The 25,041-nt window shown below is 71.7% G+C and carries 24 protein-coding genes; 8 read left to right on the forward strand and 16 right to left on the reverse strand.

The window, feature by feature from the left end:
- Nucleotides 1–89 precede the first annotated feature (89 nt).
- The 4 genes from BR98_RS14995 (at nucleotide 90) to BR98_RS15010 (ending at nucleotide 4,879) form a co-directional block, all read left to right on the forward strand.
- On the forward strand, nucleotides 90–1,430 hold the full coding sequence (locus BR98_RS14995; RefSeq protein WP_035845080.1) for an ABC transporter substrate-binding protein: 1,341 nt from the start codon (nucleotides 90–92) through the stop codon (nucleotides 1,428–1,430).
- Nucleotides 1,431–1,512: 82 nt separating this feature from the next.
- Nucleotides 1,513–2,463 (forward strand): carbohydrate ABC transporter permease, encoded by a 951-nt coding sequence (locus BR98_RS15000; protein WP_035845081.1) that lies wholly within the window; start codon nucleotides 1,513–1,515, stop codon nucleotides 2,461–2,463.
- Nucleotides 2,464–2,502: 39 nt separating this feature from the next.
- A complete protein-coding gene (locus tag BR98_RS15005; RefSeq protein ID WP_035845082.1) occupies nucleotides 2,503–3,363 on the forward strand; it encodes a carbohydrate ABC transporter permease in 861 nt (286 codons plus the stop codon).
- Nucleotides 3,364–3,412: 49 nt separating this feature from the next.
- Nucleotides 3,413–4,879, forward strand: a complete 1,467-nt coding sequence (locus tag BR98_RS15010) for a GH1 family beta-glucosidase (protein ID WP_035845083.1) — start codon at nucleotides 3,413–3,415, stop codon at nucleotides 4,877–4,879.
- A gap of 24 nt (nucleotides 4,880–4,903) precedes the next feature.
- Here BR98_RS15010 and BR98_RS15015 read toward each other — a convergent pair whose 3' ends face one another.
- The 3 genes from BR98_RS15015 to BR98_RS15025 all read right to left on the reverse strand — a co-directional run bounded on the left by BR98_RS15015 (nucleotide 4,904) and on the right by BR98_RS15025 (nucleotide 7,975).
- The gene (locus tag BR98_RS15015; RefSeq protein ID WP_035845084.1) at nucleotides 4,904–5,434 is read right to left on the reverse strand and encodes a PadR family transcriptional regulator; all 531 of its coding nucleotides are present in this window, start codon (nucleotides 5,432–5,434) and stop codon (nucleotides 4,904–4,906) included.
- A 31-nt stretch (nucleotides 5,435–5,465) separates the two neighbouring features.
- Nucleotides 5,466–7,487, reverse strand: a complete 2,022-nt coding sequence (locus tag BR98_RS15020; RefSeq protein ID WP_035845085.1) for an NADPH-dependent 2,4-dienoyl-CoA reductase — start codon at nucleotides 7,485–7,487, stop codon at nucleotides 5,466–5,468.
- A gap of 89 nt (nucleotides 7,488–7,576) precedes the next feature.
- Nucleotides 7,577–7,975, reverse strand: a complete 399-nt coding sequence (locus tag BR98_RS15025) for a winged helix-turn-helix transcriptional regulator (protein ID WP_035845087.1) — start codon at nucleotides 7,973–7,975, stop codon at nucleotides 7,577–7,579.
- A 134-nt stretch (nucleotides 7,976–8,109) separates the two neighbouring features.
- Here BR98_RS15025 and BR98_RS15030 point away from each other — a divergent pair, with 134 nt between their 5' ends.
- Together BR98_RS15030 and BR98_RS15035 are read left to right on the forward strand one after the other, a co-directional pair.
- Nucleotides 8,110–8,700, forward strand: a complete 591-nt coding sequence (locus BR98_RS15030; RefSeq protein ID WP_035845089.1) for a flavodoxin family protein — start codon at nucleotides 8,110–8,112, stop codon at nucleotides 8,698–8,700.
- Nucleotides 8,701–8,865: 165 nt separating this feature from the next.
- On the forward strand, nucleotides 8,866–9,519 hold the full coding sequence (locus tag BR98_RS15035; protein WP_035845091.1) for a hypothetical protein: 654 nt from the start codon (nucleotides 8,866–8,868) through the stop codon (nucleotides 9,517–9,519).
- Nucleotides 9,520–9,553: 34 nt separating this feature from the next.
- Here BR98_RS15035 and BR98_RS15040 read toward each other — a convergent pair whose 3' ends face one another.
- The 7 genes from BR98_RS15040 to BR98_RS15070 all read right to left on the reverse strand — a co-directional run bounded on the left by BR98_RS15040 (nucleotide 9,554) and on the right by BR98_RS15070 (nucleotide 17,981).
- Nucleotides 9,554–10,633, reverse strand: a complete 1,080-nt coding sequence (locus BR98_RS15040) for a Zn-dependent alcohol dehydrogenase (protein WP_035845093.1) — start codon at nucleotides 10,631–10,633, stop codon at nucleotides 9,554–9,556.
- Nucleotides 10,634–10,662: 29 nt separating this feature from the next.
- Nucleotides 10,663–12,081, reverse strand: a complete 1,419-nt coding sequence (locus BR98_RS15045) for an aldehyde dehydrogenase family protein (protein WP_035845095.1) — start codon at nucleotides 12,079–12,081, stop codon at nucleotides 10,663–10,665.
- A gap of 123 nt (nucleotides 12,082–12,204) precedes the next feature.
- A complete protein-coding gene (locus tag BR98_RS15050; RefSeq protein WP_035845097.1) occupies nucleotides 12,205–12,978 on the reverse strand; it encodes a 3-oxoacyl-ACP reductase in 774 nt (257 codons plus the stop codon).
- 5 nt (nucleotides 12,979–12,983) lie between these two features.
- Complete coding sequence (locus tag BR98_RS15055) at nucleotides 12,984–14,345, reverse strand: aldehyde dehydrogenase family protein (protein WP_035852308.1); 1,362 nt, start codon at nucleotides 14,343–14,345, stop codon at nucleotides 12,984–12,986.
- 2 nt (nucleotides 14,346–14,347) lie between these two features.
- Nucleotides 14,348–15,061 carry a gamma-glutamyl-gamma-aminobutyrate hydrolase family protein gene (locus BR98_RS15060; RefSeq protein WP_198042226.1) on the reverse strand — a complete coding sequence of 238 codons (714 nt, stop codon included), beginning with the start codon at nucleotides 15,059–15,061 and terminating at the stop codon, nucleotides 14,348–14,350.
- Nucleotides 15,058–16,416 (reverse strand): glutamine synthetase family protein, encoded by a 1,359-nt coding sequence (locus BR98_RS15065; protein ID WP_035845099.1) that lies wholly within the window; start codon nucleotides 16,414–16,416, stop codon nucleotides 15,058–15,060. The genes BR98_RS15060 and BR98_RS15065 overlap by 4 nt, the downstream gene beginning before the upstream one ends.
- Entirely contained in the window at nucleotides 16,416–17,981 is a 1,566-nt protein-coding gene (locus tag BR98_RS15070; protein WP_083976592.1) for an amino acid permease, read from the reverse strand. The genes BR98_RS15065 and BR98_RS15070 overlap by 1 nt, the downstream gene beginning before the upstream one ends.
- Before the next feature lie 175 nt (nucleotides 17,982–18,156).
- On the opposite strand from BR98_RS15070, the gene BR98_RS15075 reads away from it, so the two are divergent.
- Complete coding sequence (locus BR98_RS15075) at nucleotides 18,157–18,891, forward strand: FadR/GntR family transcriptional regulator (RefSeq protein ID WP_198042227.1); 735 nt, start codon at nucleotides 18,157–18,159, stop codon at nucleotides 18,889–18,891.
- A 54-nt stretch (nucleotides 18,892–18,945) separates the two neighbouring features.
- Here the strand turns inward: BR98_RS15075 and BR98_RS15080 are convergent, their stop codons facing one another.
- Both BR98_RS15080 and BR98_RS15085 read right to left on the reverse strand, forming a co-directional pair.
- Nucleotides 18,946–19,746, reverse strand: a complete 801-nt coding sequence (locus BR98_RS15080; RefSeq protein ID WP_051969790.1) for a DUF4389 domain-containing protein — start codon at nucleotides 19,744–19,746, stop codon at nucleotides 18,946–18,948.
- 122 nt (nucleotides 19,747–19,868) lie between these two features.
- Entirely contained in the window at nucleotides 19,869–20,333 is a 465-nt protein-coding gene (locus tag BR98_RS15085; protein WP_035845103.1) for a cupin domain-containing protein, read from the reverse strand.
- A gap of 100 nt (nucleotides 20,334–20,433) precedes the next feature.
- Here BR98_RS15085 and BR98_RS15090 point away from each other — a divergent pair, with 100 nt between their 5' ends.
- Nucleotides 20,434–21,006: a TetR/AcrR family transcriptional regulator gene (locus BR98_RS15090; protein ID WP_035845105.1), complete on the forward strand. Its 573-nt coding sequence runs from the start codon at nucleotides 20,434–20,436 to the stop codon at nucleotides 21,004–21,006.
- 48 nt (nucleotides 21,007–21,054) lie between these two features.
- Here the strand turns inward: BR98_RS15090 and BR98_RS15095 are convergent, their stop codons facing one another.
- The 4 genes from BR98_RS15095 to BR98_RS15110 form a co-directional block, all read right to left on the reverse strand.
- On the reverse strand, nucleotides 21,055–21,471 hold the full coding sequence (locus tag BR98_RS15095; protein WP_035845107.1) for an SRPBCC family protein: 417 nt from the start codon (nucleotides 21,469–21,471) through the stop codon (nucleotides 21,055–21,057).
- Nucleotides 21,472–21,650: 179 nt separating this feature from the next.
- Nucleotides 21,651–22,997, reverse strand: coding sequence for a hypothetical protein (locus BR98_RS15100; RefSeq protein WP_157537793.1), 1,347 nt, complete (start codon nucleotides 22,995–22,997; stop codon nucleotides 21,651–21,653).
- A gap of 65 nt (nucleotides 22,998–23,062) precedes the next feature.
- Nucleotides 23,063–23,482, reverse strand: coding sequence for a DUF4259 domain-containing protein (locus BR98_RS15105; protein WP_035845111.1), 420 nt, complete (start codon nucleotides 23,480–23,482; stop codon nucleotides 23,063–23,065).
- A gap of 110 nt (nucleotides 23,483–23,592) precedes the next feature.
- Complete coding sequence (locus BR98_RS15110) at nucleotides 23,593–24,822, reverse strand: saccharopine dehydrogenase family protein (RefSeq protein WP_035845112.1); 1,230 nt, start codon at nucleotides 24,820–24,822, stop codon at nucleotides 23,593–23,595.
- Between the last annotated feature and the right edge of the window lie 219 nt (nucleotides 24,823–25,041).

Here is a 25,041-nt window from a genome sequence, read left to right on the forward strand (position 1 = left end):
CAGGAACCTTCCGGCAGGTCGTAAGTGGGAGCGCTCCCACATCGCTCCACCCGAGAGTACACCCGGCCACCCCTTTCCAGGAGCCCACCTTGAACCTGCCCGTGACCGCCCTCCCGCGCAGATCCGCCCTGCTCACCGGCGCCGCCCTCGCCGCGACGGCCCTGCTCCTCACCGCCTGCTCCAGCTCCGGCTCCACCCCCGGCGACAACGCCGGCGGCACCGGCAGCGCCAACGGAGGCGCCAAGCTCACCCTGACCGTCGGCGACTTCGGCACGTTCGGCTACAAGGAAGCCGGCCTCTTCGACGCCTACATGGCCGCGCACCCGAACATCACCATCAAGGAGACCACCACCACCGCCGAGGGCGACTACTGGACCGCCCTGCAGACCCACCTGTCGGCCGGCGGCGGGTTGGCCGACGTGCAGGCGCTGGAGGTCGGCCGGATCGCGCTGGCCACCTCCGACGCGCTGAGCAACGACTTCGAGAACCTGGCCAAGGCGCCGGGCCTCAGCCAGGGCGACTACCTGCCGTGGAAGTGGCAGCAGGCCACCACCGCCGACGGCCGGACCATCGGTCTGGGCACCGACGTCGGCCCGATGGCGATCTGCTACCGCCAGGACCTGTTCCAGGCCGCCGGACTGCCCTCCGACCCGGCGGCGGTGAGCGCGCTGTGGGCCGGCGACTGGTCCAAGTACGTCGAGGCGGGCAAGCAGTTCCAGGCCAAGGCGCCCAAGGGCAGCTTCTTCATGGACTCCGCCACCGGCATGTTCAACGGCGTGGTCTCCAGCAGCTCCCAGCAGTACTACAAGGGCGGCAAGTTGGACTACAAGAACTCCCCCAGCGTCAAGTCCGCCTGGGACCTGGCGATGCAGGCCGACGCGGCCGGACTCTCGCAGGGCCTCAAGGAGTTCGACACCCCCTGGCAGACCGCCTTCTCGCAGTCCACCTTCGCCACCACGGTCTGCCCGTCCTGGCAGCAGGCCAACATCCAGAAGTACTCCGGCGCCGGCAACAGCGGCAAGTGGAACATCGCCCAGGCGCCGGCCGCCGGCAACTGGGGCGGTTCCTTCCTGGCCGTGCCCAGCAGCGGCAAACACAAGGCGGAGGCCGCGGCGCTGGTCGCCTGGCTCACCGCACCCGAGCAGCAGGCCAAGGTCTTCCAGGCGGTCGGCAACATCCCGTCCAACCAGAAGGCCTACGAGCTGCCCGGGCTCGCCGACTTCAAGAACCCGTTCATCGGCCCGAACGCGGCCACCGGCCAGATCTTCTCCACCGCCGCCAAGGCGATCCAGCCCGCCGAGATCGGCCCGCACTCCGGTGACGTGAAGGACGACATCAGCAACGGGATCCTGCTGGTCGAGCAGAACCACAAGAGCGCGACCGACGCGTGGAACACCACCGTTCAGCAGATCGACAGCAGCGTCCAGTAGCCGGCGTGGGGCCGGCGTCCAAGCGTCGGCCCCGGTCGCGCCCCACCAGCACCCCATCAGCACCCCATGGAAGGAAGCCCCCGTGGCCACCTCCACCGGCCCTGGACGCCGCCAGACCTGGCGGACCCGGCTGTACCGCTGGGACAGCAAGGGCTCGCCCTACGCGTTCGTCGCGCCGTTCTTCCTCGTGTTCGCCGCCTTCGGGCTCTTCCCGCTGCTCTACACGGGCTGGCTCTCGCTGCACCAGGTGAGCCTGTACAACGTCAGCCGCTCGCACTGGGTCGGACTGCGCAACTACACCGACCTGTTCAGCGGGCCGCCCAGCCGGTTCTTCTGGAACGCGCTGCGCAACACCATCACGCTGGGTGCGCTCTCCACCGTTCCGCAGCTGCTGATCGCGCTGGGCCTGGCCCATCTGCTCAACTACCGGCTGCGCGGCCGCACCTTCCTGCGCACCGCGCTGCTCGCGCCGTACGCCACCTCGGTGGCCGCGGCCACCCTGGTCTTCGCGCTGATCTTCAGTCCGGAGGGCGGGATGGCCAACTGGCTGCTCGGCCTGGTCGGAGCCGGGCCGGTGCACTGGGAGGCCGGGCACTGGACCTCGCAGTTCGCCATCGCGCTGATCGTCACCTGGCGCTGGACCGGCTACAACGCGCTGATCTACCTGGCCGCGATGCAGGCGGTGCCCGGCGACCTCTACGAGGCGGCGGCGATCGACGGGGCCAACCGGTGGCGGCAGTTCTGGCACGTGACGGTGCCCGCGCTGCGCCCGACGATCCTGTTCACGGTCGTGGTCTCCACCATCGGCGCCACCCAACTCTTCGGCGAGCCCTACCTGTTCGGCGGCCAAAGCGGCCACCAGGGCGGCGCCGCCAACCAGTACGAGACGCTCGGCGTGCTGATGTACGACCAGGGCTTCCGCAACAGCATGCTGGGCCGCGCCTCCGCCGTCGCCTGGACCATGTTCGCGCTGCTCCTGCTGCTCGGCCTGGTCAACGCCCTGATCGCCCGTCGGCTGCGGCGTGCCCACTAGCCGTGCGCACCAGTCGTGCGGACCAACGGAAGGACCCTCATGACCCGCGCCGGACGGACCCGCGCCGGACGCCAGCACCACGCCGGCCCGTGGACCTACCTGGTCCTGATCGTGGTCGCGCTGGCCTCGCTCTTCCCGCTCTACTGGACGCTGGTGGCCGCCTCCACCGACGCGCACCGGGTGGTCTCCAGCCCGCCGCCGCTGCTGCCCGGCGGCAACCTGTTCAAGAACCTCGACTACGTCTGGCACAACGCGGGCGGCCGCGGCATGGGCGTGGCCCTGCTCAACTCGACCCTGGTGGCCGGCTCGGTCACGATCGGCACGGTCGCCTTCTCGCTGCTGGCCGGGTTCGCCTTCGCCAAGCTGCGGTTCGCCGGCCGGGGCGTGCTGATGAGCCTGGTGGTCGCCACCCTGGCGGTGCCCGCGCAGCTGAGCGTGGTGCCGCTGTTCATCCTGATGAAGCGGCTGGGCCTGGGGAACCACCTGGGCGCGCTGATCCTGCCGACCCTGGTGACCGCCTTCGGGGTCTTCTTCATGCGCCAGTACCTGGTCCAGGCGCTGCCCACCGAACTGCTGGAGGCGGCCCGGACCGACGGAGCCAACTCCTTGCGGGTGGTCTGGCATGTCGTGGTGCCTATCGCCCGCCCGGCGATGGCCGTCCTTGGCATGCTGACCTTCGTGCAGTCCTGGAACGACTTCCTGTGGCCGATCATCGCGATGAACGGCGCCACCAACCCCACCGTGCAGGTGGCGCTGGCCGGCCTGGGCACCGGCTGGTCCACCGACTGGTCGGTGATCATGGCGGGTGCGCTGATCGGCACGGTGCCGCTGCTGCTGGTCTTCGTCCTGTTCGGCAAACACATCGTCGGCGGCATCACTCAGGGCGCCGTCAAGGGGTAGTCCCCGGCACAGCCCACCACCCGAACCTCTCTCTGGGAGCGCTCCATCCATGACTCTTGCACCCAACAGCCCCGACGCCACCGCTCAGCTGCGCTTCCCCACCGGATTCCACTGGGGCGCGGCCACCGCCGCCTACCAGATCGAGGGCGCGGTGCGGGAGGACGGCCGGACCCCGTCGATCTGGGACACCTTCAGCCACACGCCGGGCAAGGTGCACGCCGGCGACACCGGTGACGTGGCCACCGACCACTACCACCGGTACCCCGAGGACATCGCGCTGATGGCCGAACTCGGCCTGACCGCCTACCGGTTCTCCATCTCCTGGTCCCGGGTGCAGCCCACCGGGCGGGGCCCGGCGGTCGAACGCGGCCTGGACTTCTACCGGCGGCTCACCGACCAGCTGCTCGAAGCCGGGATCCAGCCGTTCGCCACCCTCTACCACTGGGACCTCCCCCAGGAGTTGGAGGACCGCGGCGGCTGGCCGGAGCGGGACACCGCCGAACGCTTCGGCGAGTACGCGGCCTTGGCCGCCGAGGCACTGGGAGACCGGGTGGCGGTCTGGACGACGCTGAACGAGCCCTGGTGCTCCGCCTTCCTCGGCTACGGCTCCGGTGTGCACGCGCCCGGCCGCACCAACCCGCGCGACGCGCTGCGCGCGGCCCACCACCTCAACCTCGGGCACGGCCGGGCCGTGGCCGCCCTGCGGGCCGCGCTGCCGGACAGCGCGCAGCTCGCGATCAGCCTGAACCTCCACCAGGTGCGCGCGCTCAGCGCGGAGCCCGCCGACCGGGAGGCCGCCCGGCGGGTCGACGCGGTCGGCAACCGGATCTTCACCGGCCCGCTGCTGCACGGCGGCTACCCCGACGACCTGCGCCGGGACACGGCGCACCTGGTGGACTGGGCGGAGCTGGTGCGGCCCGGCGACGAGCAGGCGATCGGCGCCCCGATCGACGTGCTGGGGATCAACTACTACACGCCCACCCTGGTCTCGGCGCCCCAGCACGAGGCCGGGCTCTCGCCCACCGAGGCGGCCCGGCACGACGCGCACGGCGCCAGCGAGCATTCGCCGTGGCCCGGTTCGGAGTCGGTGCTCTTCCACCTGCCGCCGGGCGGCACCACCGAGATGGGCTGGGCGATCGACCCCTCGGGCCTGTACGACCTGCTCACCGAGGCCGGCCGGGCCAACCCCGGGCTGGCCCTGATGGTCACCGAGAACGGCGCCGCCTTCCCGGACGTGCTGACCGCCGAAGGCGCGGTCCACGACCCCGAGCGGATCGCCTACCTGCACTCGCACCTGGCCGCCGTCCACCGGGCCGTCGCCGACGGGGCCGACGTGCGCGGCTACTTCCTCTGGTCGCTGCTGGACAACTTCGAGTGGGCCCACGGCTATGCCAAGCGGTTCGGCGCGGTCTACGTCGACTACGCCACCCAGCGGCGGATCCCCAAGTCCAGCGCGCACTGGTACGCCCGGACGGCGCGTCACAACGCCATCGACGCCGTGCACGACCAGGGCTGAGCAGGACGGCCGGAGTAGCGGCCGCTACTCCGCTGCCACGGCCGCCAGGGTCTCGGTCAGCCACTCCACCCAGAACTGTTCGAGCCCGATCCCGGCGCTGAGCACCCGGTGCTGCAGGCGGTTCTCGGTCGCCGCCTGCTCGGGCGGGAAGTCGTGCTGTTCGATCGCCAGGTAGCTGGCCAGCTGCTGCTGATGGAGCGCCAGATGCCGCTCCAACTCGGCCCGCAGCCCGTACCCGCCGACCACCGCCGCCGCGCGCAGCCGCAGCAGCAGCGGCTCCCGGAAGGACTTCGGCTCCTGGCGTTCGGCGGTCCATGCGACGAGGGCTGCCCGACCTTCGGGCAGTACCTCGTACTCCTTGCGCTGGCCGCGGCTGGGCGGCTGCGGGATGTCCCGGATCAGCCCGGCCTGTTCCAGCTTGCCCAGCTCGCGGTAGATCTGCTGGTGGGTGGCGGGCCAGAAGAACCCGATCGACTTGTCGAAACGGCGCGTCAGCTCCAGCCCGGAGGAGGGTTTCTCCAGCAGGGCGGTGAGGATGGCGTGCGGCAGCGACATTGGACCACTCTATCCAGGCCCGCCGCAGGCCCTAGATCCGCGCCGCGAGGCGGGTGCCCTGGTCGATGGCGCGCTTGGCGTCCAGCTCGGCCGCGACGTCGGCGCCGCCGATCAGGTGCGGCTCGATGCCGCGCTCGCGCAGGCCGGCCACCAGGTCGCGGCGGGGTTCCTGGCCGGCGCAGAGCACCACGGTGTCGACCGGGAGCAGCTGCGGCTCGCCGTCGATGGTGAGGTGCAGGCCGGCGTCGTCGATCCGGTCGTAGCTGACGCCCGCGACCATGGTGACACCGCGGTGCTTGAGCTCGGTGCGGTGGATCCAGCCGGTGGTCTTGCCCAGGCCCGCGCCGACCTTGCTGGTCTTGCGCTGCAGCAGGTGGACCGAGCGCGGCGAGACCGGGCGGACCGGCTTGCGCAGGCCGCCGGCGGTGGTGTGCTCGGTGTCCACGCCCCACTGCTCGAAGAAGACCGCCGGGTCCTGGCTGGCGCCCTTGCCGGGGTCGGTCAGGTACTCCGCGACGTCGAAGCCGATGCCGCCGGCGCCGACGATGGCCACCCGCTCGCCCACCGGCGCCTTCTCGCGCAGCACGTCCAGGTAGTCGAGCACGTACGGGTGGTCGCTGCCGGGGATCTGCGGGTCGCGCGGGGTGACGCCGGTGGCCAGCACCACCTCGTCGAAGCCCTCCGCCGCCAGCTGCTCGGCGGTCACCAACGCGCCGAGCCGCAACGTGACCTGGTGCTCGCTCAGCTGGTGGCGGTAGTACCGCAGGGTCTCGTTGAACTCCTCCTTGCCCGGCACCTGGCGGGCGATGTTGAGCTGGCCGCCGATCTCCTCGGCCGCGTCGAACAGGGTGACCTGGTGGCCGCGCTCGGCGGCCGCGACGGCGAAGGCGAGTCCGGCCGGGCCGGCGCCGACCACGCCGAGGCGCTTGCGCAGGCGGGTCGGCGAGAGCACCAGCTCGGTCTCGTGGCAGGCCCGCGGGTTGACCAGGCAGGAGGTGATCTTGAGGTTGAAGGTGTGGTCCAGGCAGGCCTGGTTGCAGCCGATGCAGGTGTTGACGGCCTCGGGCGTGCCGGCGGCGGCCTTGGCCACGAACTCCGGGTCGGCGAGCAGCGGGCGGGCCATCGACACCAGGTCGGCGTGGCCCTCGGCGAGCAGCCGCTCGGCCAGCTCGGGGGTGTTGATCCGGTTGCTGGTGACCAGCGGGATCGCGACCGAGCCCATCACCTTCTTGGTCACCCAGGCGAAGGCGCCGCGCGGCACCGAGGTGGCGATGGTGGGGATCCGCGCCTCGTGCCAGCCGATGCCGGTGTTGATGATGGTGGCGCCGGCCGCCTCGATCGCCTTGGCGAGCTCGACCACCTCGGCCAGCGTGGAGCCGCCGGGGATCAGGTCCAGCATGGAGAGCCGGTAGATCAGGATGAAGTCCGCGCCGACCCGCTCGCGCACCCGGCGGACGATCTCCACCGGGAAGCGCATCCGGTTCTGGTACGAGCCGCCCCACTCGTCGGTGCGCTGGTTGGTGGGCGCGGCGATGAACTCGTTGATCAGGTAGCCCTCGGAGCCCATGATCTCGACGCCGTCGTAGCCGGCGCTCTTGGCCAGCTCGGCGCAGCGGACGAAGTCCTCGATGGTCTGCTCGACCTGCTCGGCGGTGAGCTCGTTCGGCACGAAGGGGCTGATCGGCGCCTGCAGCGGGCTCGGCGCGACCAGCTCGGGGTGGTAGGCGTAGCGGCCGAAGTGCAGGATCTGCAGGGCGATCCGGCCGCCGGCCTGGTGCACGGCCTCGGTGATCACCCGGTGCTCGGCGACCTCGTGCTCGGTGGTGAGCTTGGCGCCGCCGTCCCAGGGGCGGCCGGCCTCGTTGGGGGCGATGCCGCCGGTGACGATCAGGCCGACACCGCCACGGGCGCGCTCGGCGTAGAACGCGGCCATCCGCTCGAAGCCGTTGGGCGCCTCCTCCAGTCCCACGTGCATCGAGCCCATGATGACCCGGTTGGGCAGCACGGTGAAGCCCAGGTCGAGCGGGCTCAGCAGGTGGGGGTAGGCGGACATGGCGGCTCCTCGCGACAGGTTAGTTACTGAAGAGTAGGGGCCGTGGCGCGCTCTATGCAACTAGTTTCATAACCTCGGGGACCGACGCCTCAGACCTCGCGCGCGTCGTACGCCCGCTGCGCGTCGAGCATCTGCGGCAACTGCCCCTCGACCAGCTCGATCAGCGCGCGCAGCCGCTCCGCAACCTCGCGACCGAGGTCGGTGAGCCGGTACTCCACCCGCGGCGGGTTGGTCGGCTGCGCCTCCCGGTGCACCAGTCCGTCACGCTCCAGCGCGTGCAGGGTCTGGGAGAGCATCTTCTCGCTCACCCCGTCCACCCGGCGGCGCAGCTCGTTGAATCGGAAGGTGCCTTCCTGAAGCGCGGCCAGGGTCAGGCTGCCCCAGGCGTGGGTGACGTCCTTCAGCACGTGCCGCGACGGGCAGTTGCGCGCGAAGACGTCGTAGGGCAGGTCCTCGTCCGCGATCGCCTGGATGCTCTCGGTTGCCATACCACGCAGTGTACGCCTCACCCCGCGAGTGCACAGCGCTAACGCGAGGGTTGCGCTAACCAAATGAAAGTGCTTTCCTTCTTGCAGCGCAGGCCTCCATCAGCGCAACCGCACACGAGACACCAGGAGCCACCGTGACCAGTCCCGTCATCGCCATCGCCTACCACTCCGGCTACGGCCACACCGCCGTCCTCGCCGAGGCCGTCAAGGCCGGCGCCGTCGACGCGGGCGCCACCGTCCACCTGGTCAAGGTCGACGAGATCACCGACGCGCAGTGGGAGCTGCTGGACGCCGCCGACGCCATCGTCTTCGGCTCCCCCACCTACATGGGCACCGCTTCCGGTAAGTTCCACGAGTTCGCCGAGGCCTCCTCCAAGCGCTGGTTCAGCTCGGCCTGGCAGAACAAGCTGGCGGCGGGCTTCACCAACTCGGCCAGCAAGAGCGGCGACAAGCTGCACACCCTGCAGTTCTTCAGCATCCTGGCCGCCCAGCACGGCATGACCTGGGTGAACCTGGGCCTGCACCCGGGCTGGAACAGCTCGACGGCCTCCGAGTACGACCTCAACCGCCTCGGCATCTTCATGGGCGCCGGCGCCCAGAGCAACAACGACCAGGGCCCGGAGGGCGTGCACAAGGCGGACCTCGCCACCGCCGAGCACCTGGGCCGCCGGATCACCGAGCAGGCCGCCGTCTTCCGCGCCGGCCAGGCGGCGCTGGCCGCCTGACACGCCGGATGACGGGCGGCGGGCCCGGTCGGGTCCGGTCCGGTCCGGTCCGGTCCGGTCCGGTCCGGTCCGGTCCGACAAGCGTCCGGCGCCGGGGTGCGGGACGCTTGTCGGGCTGGGCCTCCACGCCGCCCCCCGGAGTCCTGTGATGGTTGGAGTCCTGTGATGGTTACCGACCGGCCCTCATCGGCGCCCGCCCGCTGGCTGCCGCTGCTCGGCACGCCACTGGCCGCCGGGCCGGCCGCCACCTTCTCGGCCGCCTTCGCGCTCAGCCCCGGCATCCCGGCGGCGGTCGCGCTGCTCGGCGAGCGCCGACTGCTGAGGCCCCGTCAGGAGTTCCGCGCCGTCGTCTACGGCGACCCGCTGCTCGCGCTGGCCGCCGCCACCGGTGTGGCGCAGTGCCGCTCGGTGCCGCCGGCCGCGGTCCGCCGCTGGGTGCGCGGCCCGCTGGCGGTGGCGGCGGGCGCCGGCTGGCTCGGCTTCGGCCTCTGGCAGTGGCGGGCCGAGGTACGGGCCGGGCGGTTCAACCGGGCCCAGGCGCTGGCGCCCACCAAGATCTGGCACCAGCTGGCGGTCTACCCGCTGCTCGGCTACCTGGCCGGCTCGGCCGTGCTGGCCGGCCTCAGCTGCCCGGACGGGCGGTTCGGGCGCCCGGGCCAGGCGCTGATCGCGGGCTGTGTCGGAAGCTGGCTGCTCGCCAACGTGCACGACCGCCGCCACCTCAAGCTCGGCCATCCCCCGTACGACTGGCGCCATCTGCGCCCCGCCGCCCGCCCCTGGCCGACCGCCTCGGCGACGCTGCGCGCCGCACTCGGCTGACAGCGCCGCGCTCGGCTGAATGTCTGAGACCGGCTCAGAACACCACCAGCGACCGGCCGCCGTGCCCGGCTGCCATCCGCTCGAAGGCCGCCGGGATCTCGTCCAGCGTGATCCGGTCGGTGATCAGCGCCTCCAGGTCCAGCCGACCGGCCCGGACGCGCTCGGCCAGCACCGGGATGTCCTTGGCCGGGTCACTGTTGCCGTAGACGCAGGCGGAGAGCGTCCGGGCGAAGTGGAACAGCTCCAGTGCCGAGAACGAGACCAGGTCGTCCTTGCCGCCGATGCCGACCACGGTGGTCCGCCCGCCGCGCCGGGTGGTCGACCACGCGGCCCGGATGGTGCTGCCCCGCCCGACGCACTCGAAGGCCTGGTCCGCGCCGTGGCCCTCGGTCAACTTCCGTACCGTGCGGGCGGTCTGGTCGTCCGCCAGGAGGAACTCGGTGGCGCCGTGGCGGCGCGCCAGCTCCTCCTTCTCGGGGGTGACGTCCACCGCGATGATCGGCCCGGCGCCGGCCAGCCGGGCCGCCTGCAGCACCGCCAGCCCGACTCCGCCGAGCCCGAAGACCACCACCGACTCGCCGGCCCGCACCCGGGCCGCGTTGTGCACCGCGCCGTAGCCGGTGAGCACCGCGCAGCCGAGCAGTGCGGCCGAGGTCAGCGGCACCCCCTCGGGCAGCGGCAGCAGCGCCCGCTCGCTGACCACGGTCTCCTCGGCGAAGGCGGCCACGCCCAGGCCCGGGTAGACGCCGGTGCCGTCGGCCAGCGCGCCGAAGGTCTCGCCGTAGCCGTCGGCGGCCCGCTCGCAGAGCCACGGCTCGCCGATCGTGCAGAGGTGGCAGGCGCCGCAGGCGGGCGCCCAGTTGAGCACCACCGGATCGCCGATCCGGACCGTGCTGACGCCTTCGCCGACGGCGACCACGGTGCCGGCGCCCTCGTGGCCGAGCACCACGGGGGTCGGGGTGCGCAGCACTCCGTTGGAGAGCGACAGGTCGGAGTGGCAGACGCCGGCGGCGGCGAGCTTGACCCGGACCCGGCCGGGTCCGGGCTCGGGCAGCTCGATCTCGGTCAGTTCCAGCGGAGCGCCCACGGCAGTGAGCAGGGCAGCGCGAACCATGCTGATCCTTAGGGTTGAGGGTGACCGGCTCAGAACTGCAGCGACTTGGCCTGCAGGAACTCTTCCAGGCCGTGGCGGCCCAGTTCCCGCCCGACCCCGGAGGCCTTGTAGCCGCCGAACGGGGCCAGCGGGTTGAACCGGCCGCCGTTGATGTCCAGTTGGCCGGCGTCCAGGCGGCGGGCGAAGGCGACGGCGGTGGCCTCGTCGGCGGCCCAGACCCCGCCGGCCAGCCCGTACTGGGTGCCGTTGGCGAGCTCGAGGGCGTGCTCCTCGTCCCGGTAGGCGAGGATCGACAGCACCGGCCCGAAGATCTCCTCCTGGGCGACCGTCATCTCGGCGGTGACGTCGGCGAGCACGGTCGGCTGCACGTAGAAGCCGGTCGGCAGGTCGGCGGGCGCCTCCGGGCCGCCGGCGACCAGCCGGGCGCCCTGCTCGATCCCGGAGCGGATGTAGCCGCGGACGCGGTCGCGCTGTCCGGCGCTGACCAGCGGGCCGACCCGGGTCTCCGGCGAGGTCGGGTCGCCCGGACGGTACTTGGCGGCGGCCTTGGCGGCGATCGCCACGGCCTCCTCGTACTGTTCCTGGTGGACCAGCAGCCGGGTCCAGGCGGAGCAGGTCTGGCCCGAGTTGGCGAAGACGTTGGCCACGTTGACGTTGACCGCGCGGGCCAGGTCGGCGCCGGGCAGCACCACGTTGGCGGACTTGCCGCCGAGTTCGAGGGCCACCCGCTTGATGCCGCGCCCGGCCGTCTCGGCGATCGCGCGGCCGACGGCCGTGGAGCCGGTGAACGAGACCAGGTCCACCTCGGGGTGCTCGACCAGTGCCGCGCCGACCACCGTGCCCAGGCCGGTGACCAGGTTGAACACACCGGCCGGGAAGCCCGCCCGGTCCACCAGGCGGGCGAACAGCCGGGCCACCAGCGGGGTGTGCTCGGCGGGCTTGAGCACCACGGTGCAGCCTGCGGCCAGCGCCGGGACCACCTTGGCGACGATCTGGTGCAGCGGGTAGTTCCACGGCGTGATCGCCGCGACCACCCCGGCCGGTTCGGCGTAGACGGTGGAGTTGCCCACCTTCTCCTCGAACCGGTAGTCGGCCAGGATCTCCAGGTAGGCGGAGGCCACCGCGACCGGCAGTGCGGCCTGGACGCCGGTGGCGAAGCCGATTGGGCAGCCGAGCTCGGCGACCACGGTCTCGGCGATCTCCTGCTGGTGGGCCGCGAGCCCGTCGCGCAGCCGGGTGAGTGCGGCCAGCCGCTGTTCGGGGCTACTGGCGCCCCAGGCGCGGGCGGCGGCGCGGGCCGCGCGCACGGCGGCGTCGACATCGGCGGTGGTCCCGGCCGGCACGGTGGCGATCACCTGCTCGGTCGCCGGGTCCACCACCTCCAGCGCGCCGCCGCCGAGGGAGGGCTGCCAGACGCCGCCGATGTACTGGTCCGCATGCTGCTGCACAGCTGGTCCTCTCCTCGCACTGCCACCGGGGCTTTAACTATCAGCGCTGGTTAAAGCCCCGGTCCCCCGCACGCGCAAGGACCCCGTCAGACTACAGCGAGTGACCAACCGTGCAGCGGGTGACTAGCCGAACTCCGGGGTGACGTACGCCCCCGAGATGCCCCCGTCCACCAGGAAGGTGTTGGCGGTCATGAAGGAGGAGTCGTCGCTGGCCAGGAACGCCACCGCGGCCGCGATCTCCTCCGGCTCGGCGAACCGGCCCAGCGGGATGTGCACCAGGCGGCGGGCGGCCCGCTCCGGGTCCTTGGCGAACAGCTCCTGCAGCAGCGGGGTGTTCACCGGCCCCGGGCAGAGCGCGTTGACCCGGATCCCCTCGCGGGCGAACTGCACGCCCAGCTCGCGCGACATCGACAGCACCCCGCCCTTGGAGGCGCTGTAGGAGATCTGCGAGGTGGCGGCGCCCATCACGGCCACGAAGGAGGCCGTGTTGATGATCGAGCCCTTGCCCTGGCGCTGCATGTGCGGGATGGCGTACTTGCAGCAGAGGTAGACGCTGGTCAGGTTGACGTCCTGGACCCGCTTCCAGGCCTCCAGGCCGGTGGTCAGGATCGAGTCGTCGTCGGGCGGCGAGATGCCGGCGTTGTTGAAGGTGATGTCCAGGCTGCCGTAGGTGTCCACGGCCGTCTGGTACATCGCCTTCACGGCCTCCTCGTCAGTGACGTCGGCCTGGATGAACAGGCCGCCGACCTCGTCGGCAACGGCCTTGCCGGAGCGCTCGTCCAGGTCCACGCAGACGACCTTGGCGCCCTCGGCGGCGAACCGACGCGCGGTGGCCAGGCCGATTCCACTGCCGGCACCGGTGATGACGGCCACCCGGCCGTCGAGGCGGTTGGTCATTGTTCCTACTCCTCCGTGGAGATGAAGACGTTCTTGGTTTCGGTGAATGCGTTGAGGGCGTCCGGGCCGAGCTCCCGGCCCAGGCCGGACTGCTTGAACCCGCCGAACGGGGTGGTGTAGCGCACCGAGGAGTGCGAGTTGACCGAGAGATTGCCCGCCTCCACCCCGCGCGCCACCCGCAGCGCCCGGCCGAGGTCGCGGGTCCAGATCGAGCCGGACAGGCCGTACTCGGTGGTGTTGGCGATCCGCAGCGCGTCGGCCTCGTCGGTGAACGGCACCACGGTGACCACCGGGCCGAAGATCTCCTCGGTGAAGACTCGGGAGTGCTGGTCCACCGGGGCCAGCACGGTCGGCGGGAACCAGAAGCCCTTGCCGTCCGGAACGCTGCCCTGCAGGTGGACCGAGGCGCCGTCGAGGTAGCTCGACACCCGGGCGTGCTGCGCGGCGGAGATCAACGGGCCCATCTCCGTGGCCTCGTCCCGCGGGTCGCCGACCTTGACGCCCAGCACCGCAGGCTCCAGCAGCGTCAGGAACTCCTCGAAGACGCTCTGCTGCACCAGGATCCGCGAGCGCGCGCAGCAGTCCTGCCCGGCGTTGTCGAAGACCGCGTACGGCGCGGTGGCGGCCGCCTTGGCGAGGTCGGCGTCGGCGAAGACGATGTTGGCGCTCTTGCCGCCCAGTTCCAGGGTCACCGCCTTGACCTGCTCGGCGCAGCCCGCCGCGATCTCCTTGCCGACCCGGGTGGAGCCGGTGAAGACCACCTTGCGCACGTCCGGGTGGGTGACGAAGCGCCGCCCGACCACCGGGCCGTGGCCCGGCAGCACCTGCAGCACCCCTTCCGGGATGCCGGCCTGCAGGGCGAGTTCGGCCAGTCGCAGCGCGGTCAGCGGGGTCAGCTCGGCGGGCTTGAGGACCACCGTGTTGCCGGCCGCGAGCGCGGGGGCCAGGCCCCAGGCGGCGATCGGCATCGGGAAGTTCCACGGCACGATGATGCCGACCACGCCCAGCGGTTCCTGGAAGGTGAGGTCGATGCCGCCCGCCACCGGGATCTGCCGGCCGAACAGCCGCTCGGGGGCGGCCGCGTAGTACTCGATCACGTCCCGGGCGTTGCCCGCCTCCCAGCGGGCGTTGCCGATGGTGTGGCCGGCGTTGGCCACCTCCAGCTGGGCGAGCTGCTCGCGCTCGGCGTCCACGGCGGTGGCGAAGGCCCGCAGCAGCCGGGCCCGGTCGGCGGGGCTGACCCGGCGCCAGCTCTCGAAGGCGGTCTTGGCCCGGGCGATGGCGGCGTCGGTCTCGGCCAGGTCGGCCATCGCCACCTTCTCGATCACCTCCTCGGTGGCCGGGTTGACGACCTCGAACTCGGTCATGGTCACGCTGCTTTCTCCTCAAGGCAGTTGACGAAGGCTCGGAAGAGTCGCGGGTCCTCGGGGTCGGCCTCCGGATGCCACTGGACACCGAGCGCGAAGCGGGCGCCGGGCAGTTCCAGGGCCTCCACGGTGCCGTCGGCGCTCCAGGCCACCGGGCGCAGGCCGTCGCCGATCCGGTCCGCCGCCTGGTGGTGGTAGCAGAGCACCTCGGCCTGCTCGCCGAGGATCTCGGCCAGCCCGGACTGCTCCGCCACCGTCACGGTGCGGCGGTGGAAGACGGCCGGGGCCACCTGGTGGCTCTCCTCGCCGATCCGTTCCGGCAGGTGCTGGACCAGCGAGCCGCCGAGCGCCACGTTGAGCACCTGCAGGCCGCGGCAGACGCCGAGCACCGGCAGGTCGGCGGCAATGGCGGCCCGGGTCAGCTCGAACTCCCAGGCGTCGCGCAGCTCGTGCGGCGCGCCGGTGCGCGAGTGCGGCTCGGCCTGGTAGCGGGCCGGGTCCACATCGGGCCCGCCGGCCAGCACCAGCCCGTCCAGCCGGCTCAGCAGCGCCTGCGGGGAGCCGCCGGGCTGCGGCGGCAGCAGCACCGGGGTGCCACCGGCCGCCGTCACCGCGTCCACGTACAACTGCGGGATCAGCGCGGCCGGTTGCTGCCAGACGCCCCAGGACGCCTGCTCCAGGTAGCTGGTGATCCCCACCAGCGGGCGAGCCGTCACAGCCGCTCGAATCCGCGGCGCCGCTCCCAGTCGGTGACCGCCGCGTCGAAGGCGGCCAGTTCGACCCGGCCGGCGTGCGTGTAGTGCCGGACCACGTCCTTGCCGAGGGCCTGCGCGGCCACCTCGCTGGCCTCGAACAGGGTGATCGCGTCGCGCAGCGTGGCGGGCACCCGGGGCGCGTCGGAGGCGTACGCGTTGCCGGTGAACTCCGGCTCCAGCTCGAGCTGTTGCTCGATACCGTGGAGTCCGGCGGCGATCAGTGCGGCCACCGCCAGGTACGGGTTGACGTCGCCGCCGGGCACCCGGTTCTCGAACCGCAGCGACTGTCCGTGGCCGACCACCCGCAGCGCGCAGGTCCGGTTGTCCCGGCCCCAGGCGATCGCGGTCGGCGCGAAACTGCCGGGCACGTACCGCTTGTAGGAGTTGATGGTGGGCGCGAGCAGCAGCGCGAACTCCGCCTGGCAGGCCAACTGCCCGGCCAGGAAGTGCTCCATGGTCCGGGAGAAGCCGTTCGGGCCGTCTCCGGCCATCACCGGCGCGCCGGCCGCGTCGCGCAGGCTCAGGTGGATGTGGCAGGAGTTGCCCTCGCGCTCGTTGAACTTGGCCATGAAGGTCAGGCTGACCCCGTCCTGGGCGGCGATCTCCTTGGCGCCGGTCTTGTAGACCACGTGGTCGTCGCAGGAGATCAGCGCCTCGGCGTACTTGAAGGCGATCTCGTGCTGGCCGAGGTTGCACTCGCCCTTGGCCGACTCGACGGTGAGCCCGGCGCCGGCCATCTCGTTGCGGATCCGGCGCAGCAGCGGTTCGATCCGGGCGGTGCCGAGGATCGAGTAGTCCACGTTGTACTGGTTGACCGGGGTGAGCTGCCGGTAGTCCTTCTCCCAGGCCTGCTCGTAGCTGTCCTTGAAGACGATGAACTCCAACTCGGTGCCCACATAGGCCCGCCAGCCGTACTCGGCGAGCCGGTCCAGCTGCCGGCGCAGGATCTGCCGGGGCGAGACGGAGACCGGTGTGCCGTCCTGGCGGGCCAGGTCGCACTGGACCATCGCGGTGGCCGGGTGCCAGGGGACCATCCGCAGGGTGGCCAGGTCGGGCACCATCACCAGGTCGCCGTAGCCGCTCTCCCAGGAGGAGACCTCGTAGCCGTCCACGGTGTTCATCTCGACGTCCACGGCCAGCAGGTAGCCGCAGCCCTCGGCGGCGTGCTCGACCACGTCGCTGAGGAAGTAGTCGGCCGCCAGCCGCTTGCCCTGCAGGCGGCCCTGCATGTCGGTGATCGCCAGCACCACGGTGTCGATGCTGCCGTCGGCGACGCGCGCGCGGAGCTGATCAAGTGTCAGCCGGGCGCTGCTCATCAGTGGTTCTCCTCGGGGGTAGGTGCGGGCAGGTGGATCTCAGCTTCCTGGACGCGAGGCCCGGTGAACCAGTGGCGCGCTGAGGCAAGCCACCAGATCCCGGCGAAACCGATCACCACGGCGATCGCGACACAGGTGTAGTTGAAGTTGACGACCGTGATCGGGCTGACCGTGGGCAGCATGAAGAGCACCGTGATCAGTGCGGTCCAACCGACCGCGATCAGGCCGATCGGCCGGCTCCAGCGGCCCAGGTGCCAGGGGCCGCGCTCGAACTGCTCACCCTGGCGCAGCCGTAGGAAGACCGGGATGATGTAGGAGAGGTAGAGCCCGATCACCGAGACCGAGGTGACGGCGGCGAAGGCGGTGGAGTTCCACAGCGCGGGCAGGCCGAGCAGGAAGGCGCCACCGGTGCCCAGCCAGATCGCGTTGGTCGGGGTCTGGGTCCGCTTGTCGATCCGGTGCCAGAGCCTGGATCCGGGCAGCGCGCCGTCTCGCGAGAAGGCGTACACCATACGGGAGTTGGCAGTGACCGAGGCCATCCCGCAGAAGAACTGGGCGCCGATCACGATCAGCAGCAGCAGTTCCGCGCCGTTGGTGCCGATCGCGTCCAGGAAGATCTGCGCGGGCGGCACGCCGGTGGAGCTGCCCAGCTCTCCGCTGTAGTCCTGGATCGCGAAGGTCAGCCCGAACAGCAGGATCCAGCCGGCCACCAGCGAGACCACGATCGAGTTGACGATCCCGCGCGGTCCGGAGCGGGCCGCGTCCCGGGTCTCCTCGGTCATGTGCGCGGAGGCGTCGTAGCCGGTCAGCGTGTACTGGGCGAGCAGCAGACCGAGCAGCCCGACGTAGAAGGAGCTGTGGAAGCCGGTCTCGTTGACGAACTTGCCGAAGACGAAGGAGGCCGAGGCGTGGTGGTGCGGCAGCAGGACCAGCGCACCGACGATGACCAGCACGCCGACCAGGTGCCACCAGACGCTGACGGTGTTGAGGACGGCCACCAGCCGCACCCCGAAGCTGTTGAGCAGCCCGTGCAGCAGCAGGATCACCGCGAAGATCTCCACCGTGTGCGGGGCGCTGGCGGTGAAGCCGAACCTCAGGTCGAGCAGCGCGTTGGTGAAGGTGGCGGCGCCGTAGTCGACGCTCGCGGTGACCGCGACCTGGCCGAGGAAGTTGAACCAGCCGGTGAACCAGCTGTACGCGGGCGCGTTGCCGCGGGCCAGCTTGGCCGCCCAGAAGTAGAGGCCGCCGGCGGTCGGGAAGGCGGAGCAGATCTCGGCCATCGCCAGACCCACGCAGAGGGTCATCAGGCCGACCAGCGGCCAGCCCCAGGTGATCATCGCGGGGCCGCCGGTGGTCATGCCGAAGCCGTAGAGGGTCAGACAGCCGGACAGGATCGAGACGATCGAGAAGGAGACGGCGAAGTTGGAGAAGCCGGAGAGCGAGCGGGCCAGCTCCTGGGTGTAGCCCAGCTCGCGGAGCCGCTGTTCGTCGGCGGTGACAGCGGGGGTGGTCGGCGGCAACACGCTGGTGCCGGCCTGGTCGACGGGACGGTGATCGGGAGACATGCGCACCCCTGGGGGTTCGGTGGGGGATCCGAAACGTGCGCCCACGGCACTGTGGTACTTCAATGGCCCGGAACCAGACCATTGACGTACCGCGCATGTTTTCGCCTCGGGAGTCACCACGTCAAGGGGGTCGAGGCAGTGATCAGAACAGCTCGCACCTCGGTACGATTCGCCCGTGGACCCAACGGGCAGCGTGGACTGGCAGGGCGGCGCGATCTTCCGCCCCGTCCGGACCGGCAATGCCTTCGAGGAGACCGTCGAGCGGATCCTGGAGGCCGTCAAGCTCGGCGTCTTCGGCTACGGCGACCGCCTGCCGCCCGAGCGCGCGCTGGCCGCCCGGCTCGGCGTCAGCCGCGAGACGCTGCGCGAGGCACTGCAGTCGCTGCAGGTGGCCGGCTGCGTGGAGTCCCGCCGCGGTCGCTACGGCGGCACCTTCGTCACCTACCGGCTGCCCCCGCCCGACCTCGGTGAACTGCGCCGGGCCGTGCAGGACATGGGCGCCGAACTGGAGGACGCGCTGACCTACCGCCTGGTCCTGGAGACCGGCGCCGCCGAGCAGGCCGCCCGGCGCGAGCTGACCGAGGAGCAGCGGGTCCATCTGGCGCAGCGGCTCGCCGAGCTGGAGGGCGCCGCCACCGAGGAGTACCGCCAGCTGGACTCCCGCTTCCACCTCGCGATCGCCGAACTGACCGGCTCGCACTCGCTGGCCGCCGGGATCGCCGAGAGCCGGATGCGGCTGAACGACCTGCTGAACGCGATCCCGGTGCTGGAGCGCAACATCGAGCACGCCTCGCAGCAGCACCGGGCGATGGTGGAGGCGATCCTGGCCGGCGACGTGGCGGCCGCCCGCCGCGCCACCGAGGAGCACCTGGAGGGGACGGCCGCGCTGCTGCGCGGCTTCCTGGGCTGACCGACGTGCTCGGGCCTACCTGCTGCGGCCTGGCTGGGACCTGGTTGCCGGGGCCTACCTGCTGGGGATGAGCGGCGCGGTGTTGATCGTGGTGCCGTCCGTGCTGTCGCTGCTGTTGCCGCCGATCGAGCCGGCCAGGTCACTGCCGAGGCCGAGCAGCAGGAAGGCCACCACCAACCCCTTCGCCAGCCCGCCCAGCACCAGCGGCCGGGTGGCCGACTGCGGCTCCTCGGTGCCGCGCTCCTCACCGAACAGCCCCTTGGGGTAGGCGGCGGTCAGCAGCAGCGCATAGGCGGTGAACCGCATCCGGTACCGCACCACGGCGGCGGTGGCCTCGAAGATCGGGTGGGGCATCTCCCCGGCGATCAGCACCCAGAGCCAGAAGAAGAAGGCCAGCACGAACCAGCCGGCGCTGGCCAGGCTGTTGATGATCGCCGCCGGGAACATCAGGATCAGCCGGAAGAAGACCGCCGCCCGGTTGAGCCGCCCGGGCAGCACCTCGATCCGCACCGGGTAGTCGCGCGGCTGGCGCAGCGAGAACGGCGGGTAGCGGTCGATCAGCAACGTCTGACTGGCCATCAGTCTGCTGTCGTAGCCGAGGTAGTTGGTCAGGAAGCGGGCGATCGAGGCGGGCAACCGCCCGGTGAACAGGGCGGCGAACCAGCCCACGATCACCACGAAGCAGGCGGCGATCGACAGCACCCAGAGCACGATGTCGTGCGGGATCAGGATGAGCCACCGGAAGAAGACGGTCAGCCGGCGCTGGCGGCCCGGCTCGGGCACGTCCAGCACCGGCAGGAACTCCGGCTCACTCGCCGACACCGGCACCGCCCAGCCACCCGCCGTCTGCGCCATCCCGCGCTCCTCACCGCTCGTGCGTGCACTCCTCCTCGCAACGCTCGCAGTACCCGGGGCCGACTGCATCCGTACCGGCCCCGCACTGAGCCGGACGGGCGCAGACTCCTACTGGCGGACCGTCACCCCTGGTCCTGGTAGGTGATCTGGTACTTCGCCGCGATCGGGTTGATCTTCGCCGGGTCCAGCCGCCCGTCGGTGAGCACGGCGGGCCCGGCCTCGACCAGGTCCTCCAGGTAGTGCTCCCAGCCGCCCGGCGCGGAGATCTGCAGGACTCGGGGCGGCGGGTCGGATGCCGGGCGCAGCGCGTGCGGGACACCGCGCGGGAGCAGCACGAAGGAGCCCGCTGGAGCCTGGTGCAGCTGCCCCTGGTACTCGATCTCCAGGACGCCGGAGAGCACGTAGACGCTCTCGTCGGCGCGGTGGTGGACGTGCGACGGGATCTCCCGGGCGACGGTCACCTCCAGCAGCGAGAAGCCCCCTTCGGTGTCCTCGGTCATCGCCTTGACGGCGAAAGCGGGCGGCAGCGGTATCCGGCCCGGCCGGGCGGCACCCGGCTCCAGCAGGAAGAAACGGTCGACAGGCATGGGAATGGCCCTCCTTGACGCGAAGGTGGCATAATCCGGAAGCAGGATACGGAAGCGGAATCCGTTTCCGGAAAAGAGTCTAGGCAGCAGGAGTGGCGACTTGTCAACGCCTTCAACACCCCCCGGGCGCAAGCCTCGTGTCGACGCCGAGCGCAACCGCGCCCGAGTCCTGGCGGCAGCGCGCGCACTCTTCGAGGAGCGCGGCGAGGAGGTCCAGATGCCCGAGGTGGCGCGGGCCGCCGGCGTCGGCACGGGCACCGTCTACCGGCACTTCCCGAACCGGCAGGCGCTGGTGCTCGCCGCCGCCGAGCACCGCTTCGCCGAGATCCTGGCCTTCGCCCGGACCGAGGGCCCCCGTGACCCCGCCTCGGGCCAGGGGGTGTCCCGCTACCTCCAGCACGTGGGCCGGGTGCTCAGCGAGGGCCGCGGGCTCTCCGCCGCGATGGCGGCCGTGCTGGGATCCTCGGCGCCCCAGGGCGAGATGCACGACCTGCTCGCCGCGGCGGTCGGCACCCTGATCAGCCAGGACCAGGCCGCGGGCACGCTGCGGTCGGACTTCACGGTGGCCGACGTGTACCTGCTGGTCGGCGCCCTCTCGGCGGTGATCCGCACCGACGCCGGGGACTGGCAGCGCTTCCTGGCCCTCACCCTCGACGGCCTGCGCCCCCGCTAGCGCCCCCGCCGCCGGCGCCGATCCTGCCGGACGGGCCCCAGTCCGCGGTCAGCCGGCCGCGAGCTTGACCAGCGCCGCGATCGTCTGCGGCCAGTCTGCGGTGATCGCCGGGCCGATCTGCGAGCCGACCTGGTCGGCAGCCGCACCGGTGATCTCCATCCGGTAGACCACCCGGGTGCGGCCGGTCGCGAGCCGCTCGAGCCGGTGCGTGGTGCGCAGCAGCAGACCGTCGAACTCGGCCTCGTCAACGAAGAGTTCGCCCGGCACCAGGTCACCGATCCGCAGCTCCACGGGGTCCTGCCCGGCCGGCCTCATGGTGATCTCGCTCCCGGTCGCGAACGGGCCGCGCAACTCGATCTGCTCGATGTCGGCGTTCCAGCTGCCCCAGTTGGCGACATCGGCCCAGAGCTGCCAGATCGCCTCCGGCGCCGCGCCGGTCTCGATGCCGTGCTCGTACTCCCACATGGTGGACCTCCTCGACCGAAGAACCTCAATAACCTTCCCATAGATTATCTCTGCAGCGACTATCTGTCCAGAGTCGAGCTCTCGCGCCCGCCAAGGTCCGCCGGCCGGGCTCGGCCTCGCGAACGCACTGAGGGCCGGGCGGCGGCTGGTTCCGCTGCCCGGCCCTCGGTGGTGCTGGGTCAGTTGCCCTGACCCATGGCCAGGATGTCGTCGTAGCCGAAGCCGAGCTTGTTCAGCGCGGTGATCGACTCCGCGGGCCGGCCGGTCTTCGCGACCAGGTCCTTGATCTGGGCGGCGGTCAGCGGGGCGGCCGGGGTCTTCGGGAACTTGTCGAGGCCGCCGGGGGTCAGCCCGCCCGCACCGGACTGGCCGCCGAAGCCGAACAGCAGGGAGCTGAAGGCCTTCTCCAGGTCCCGGTCGGTCAGCTTGGTGGCCTTGTCGGGGGCCTGGACCGCCGGGGCGCTCTGGTCGAAGGTGAGCTTGAGCGGCAGGTGGACGTCGGCGGTGGCTTTCTTGTCCAGCTGCGCGAGGTCGATCCTGGCGGCGACGAGCGCGCCGTTCTTGATCGACAGGTCGGCGGTGACGTTCTTGTCCAGCACGTCGGCGGGCAGGCTGCTCGGGAACTTGGACCCGCTGGACATCTTCTGCGCCACCGGCTTGACCGCGTTCAGCAGATCGCCCGCGAGCTTCTTGAACGGCGCGGTGACCTGGACCTGGTCGGCGCCGTCCACCTTGCCCTTGCTCGCGAAGGTCAGGTCGGTGGAGAGGATGTTCTTCAGCGAGTTGGCCAGGTCCTCAGTGGTCTTCGGGTCCAGCGAGGGCTTCGCCGAGGGAGCGGCCGACGTGCCGGCTCCGCCGGCCTTGGTGCCGAAGTCCGTCAGGGTCTTGGCGTCCAGGCTGACCCAGCCTCCGGTCAGCGCCTCGCGCAGCGGGCCGAGCTCGGCGCCGGCCTGGTCGATCGCCTCCTTGGCCTTGGCCGGGTCCTCGCCCGCGATCCTGGCCAGCGCGGAGACGTCGCCGTGCAGGTAGGCGGTCTTGCCGACGATCCGGAACTCGATGGCCGCGGCGCCGCTGCGGTCGCTGATCAGGTAGTCCGCGTTGATCGACTCAGCGTCGGCGGCGGCCTTCGCGTCCGGCGAACCGTCCTGCTTGAAGGTCTTCAGGTCCTTCAGCGGCTTCTCGGCGTGCACCGTGACGGAGACGCTCAGGCCGGCCAGGCCGTCGGCGTTCCGCTGCTCGATCTTCTCGCCGGTGGCCTTGCCGTAGGCGACCAGCTCTCCGGAGGTGGCGTCCAGGGTGAGCTTGACGCTCAGGTCCTTGCTCTCGCCGAGCTTGTCGATCGCCGAGGAGACCTGCTGTGCGGCCGTCAGCTCCTTGACCGTCCCGCAGGCCACCAGACCGGCGGTGAGCAGGGCGGTGCCCGTGGCGGCGATGACGGTGACGCGGGCGGCGCGGGCTATGGCGGTGTTGATGGTCGTACTCCTGTGTGAGGGTTCCCCCGACTGTCCTTCGCCTTCTCTTTGCAAAGTTCGAGGACAAGCTATCCCAACACACCGACACCCCCGGCGACAGGGCGGCCCCTGACAGCCGCTCAGCCCGGATCGCCTCCCCAGGGCCCCAGTGCCGCGCGCAGTCGGCCCAGCCGCTCCCGCCAGCGCGGGCCCTCGCCGGAGTCGTCCCAGAGCTCGGCCAGTTCCGACTCGGCGCCGAGCACCCGATCCAGTGCCCGCAGCGCCGGCTCCACCAGCGCCCGACCTATGCCGGGGATCGGCTCCTTCGGGCCGTACGCCGGGTCGACCGGCTCACCGCCCGGGCACTGTGCGGCGACCAGGGCGGCGGCGGCCACGGCCGGCTCGCCGTCATCGCTCTCCAGATACCCGACGGTCGCCGCCGCGCGGTCCAACGCGGCCCGCACCAGGGCGGCCCGCTCGTCAGGGGCGGCGTCGTCCAGCTCCCCCGCGAAGTCGGCGGCGGCGTCGTTGTCGAAGGGGCCGAAGTCCCAGGTGCCCATGACTGCGCTCCTTAATCGAGTATCTGTTCGAACAGTTACTCGTCATGGTCGCACCCACCACTGACAACCGCCTCTCGGTCGCCCCCCGACCAGCCGGTCGGTCCCGACACTCAGCTCCGCGCGGCTCGGACCACCCGCTGCGGCGCCCCGCCCGGCGGCTGGTCGAGCACCGCGAACCGCAGCCCGGCCGCGCGCAGCCGGTCGATCAGCGCACCGCCCATCGCCACGGCCGGCGTCACCTGTCCCGCGGTCACCGGCAGCTCGTCGAAGGCCAGGCAGAGCGCCGCCTCGGCCAGCATCTTGGCGGTCTCGGTGTACCCGGGATCCCCACCGGAGACCTCGGTCCAGACCCGGGCCCCCGCGCTCTCGGCCGCGAACCTGACGGTGAACCAGGACTTCGCCCGCCGTTCCGCGCTCGGCCCCTCCCCCGGACCGCGCAACCGCTCCAGGGCCCGGCGCAGCGGCGGCAGCTGTGCCGCCAGCACCAGCAGCGCGATCCCGGCGGTGCCGCCGAGCGCCACCGGCAGGCGTTTGACGGCGGCGTAGTGCCCGTACTGGAACTCCCGGCCGTACTCGGCCAGCGCGGCAGCCGAGCGGCCGACCACCTGGGCGTCGATGGTGGGCAGCGGCCAGGCCCAGGCCTGCGCGTCCACCGAGCGGTGCGGACCCTTGGGGGTGGTGCGGATCCGCCGCCCGGCGGGACGCGGCTCGGCGGCCCGCCGCGCGCGGGCGGCCTGCGCGTTGGCCCGCGGACGGGCGAAGGCGGTCAGCGCCGAGGCGAAGGTGCCGCCCGAGAAGGTGCCGCCGGCCCGGACGTATCCGCGCACCGCGACTGCCGCGTCCTTGGTCCCGGTGGGCAGTTGCCCCAGGGTGAACAGGACGCCGAGGTCGTGCGGGATCGAGTCGAAGCCGCAGCTGTGCACCAGCCGGGCGCCGGTGGCCAGCGCGCGCTCGTGGTGCAGCACGTACATTCGGTCGACGAACTCGGGTTCGCCGGTGAGGTCCAGGTAGTCGGTGCCGGCGTCGGCGCAGGCCGCGACCAGCGGTTCGCCGTGGCGCTGGTAGGGGCCGACGGTGGAGACCACCACCCGGGCCGACTCGGCAACCACCCGCAGCGCGGCCCGGTCGGCGGCATCGGCGGTGAGTAGCGGCAGTTCGGCGAGGTCCGGGTGCTCGGCAGCGAGCTGTCGGCGGACTTCGGCCAGCTTCTGCGGGTTGCGTCCGGCCAGCGCCCAACGGCAACCCTCGGGCACCGTGCGGGCGAGGTACTCGGCGGTGAGCCGACCGGTGAAACCGGTGGCGCCGAAGAGGACGAGGTCGTACGAACGCTCGGCGTCCATGGGCGATTCCCTACTAGCCGGTAATGCGGGCGGCCCACGCTAGGGAGCAGGCGGCGGGGTGTCAACGCGGCGCGGCGTCCGTCCCGGGAGGAAGGGTCAACACTTCGCCAAATCTGCCAACTGACGCTTCCTGAGCACTTGCTGACAGTTTGCTGATGCTGTTTGATGAGCACCGGTCAAGCGACCCCGGAAGCAGCCTCCCGGCACCCCACAGCGCCG

Origin of the sequence: Kitasatospora azatica KCTC 9699 (assembly GCF_000744785.1) — a bacterium.
In the GTDB taxonomy this organism is placed as follows: Bacteria; Actinomycetota; Actinomycetes; order Streptomycetales; family Streptomycetaceae; genus Kitasatospora; species Kitasatospora azatica.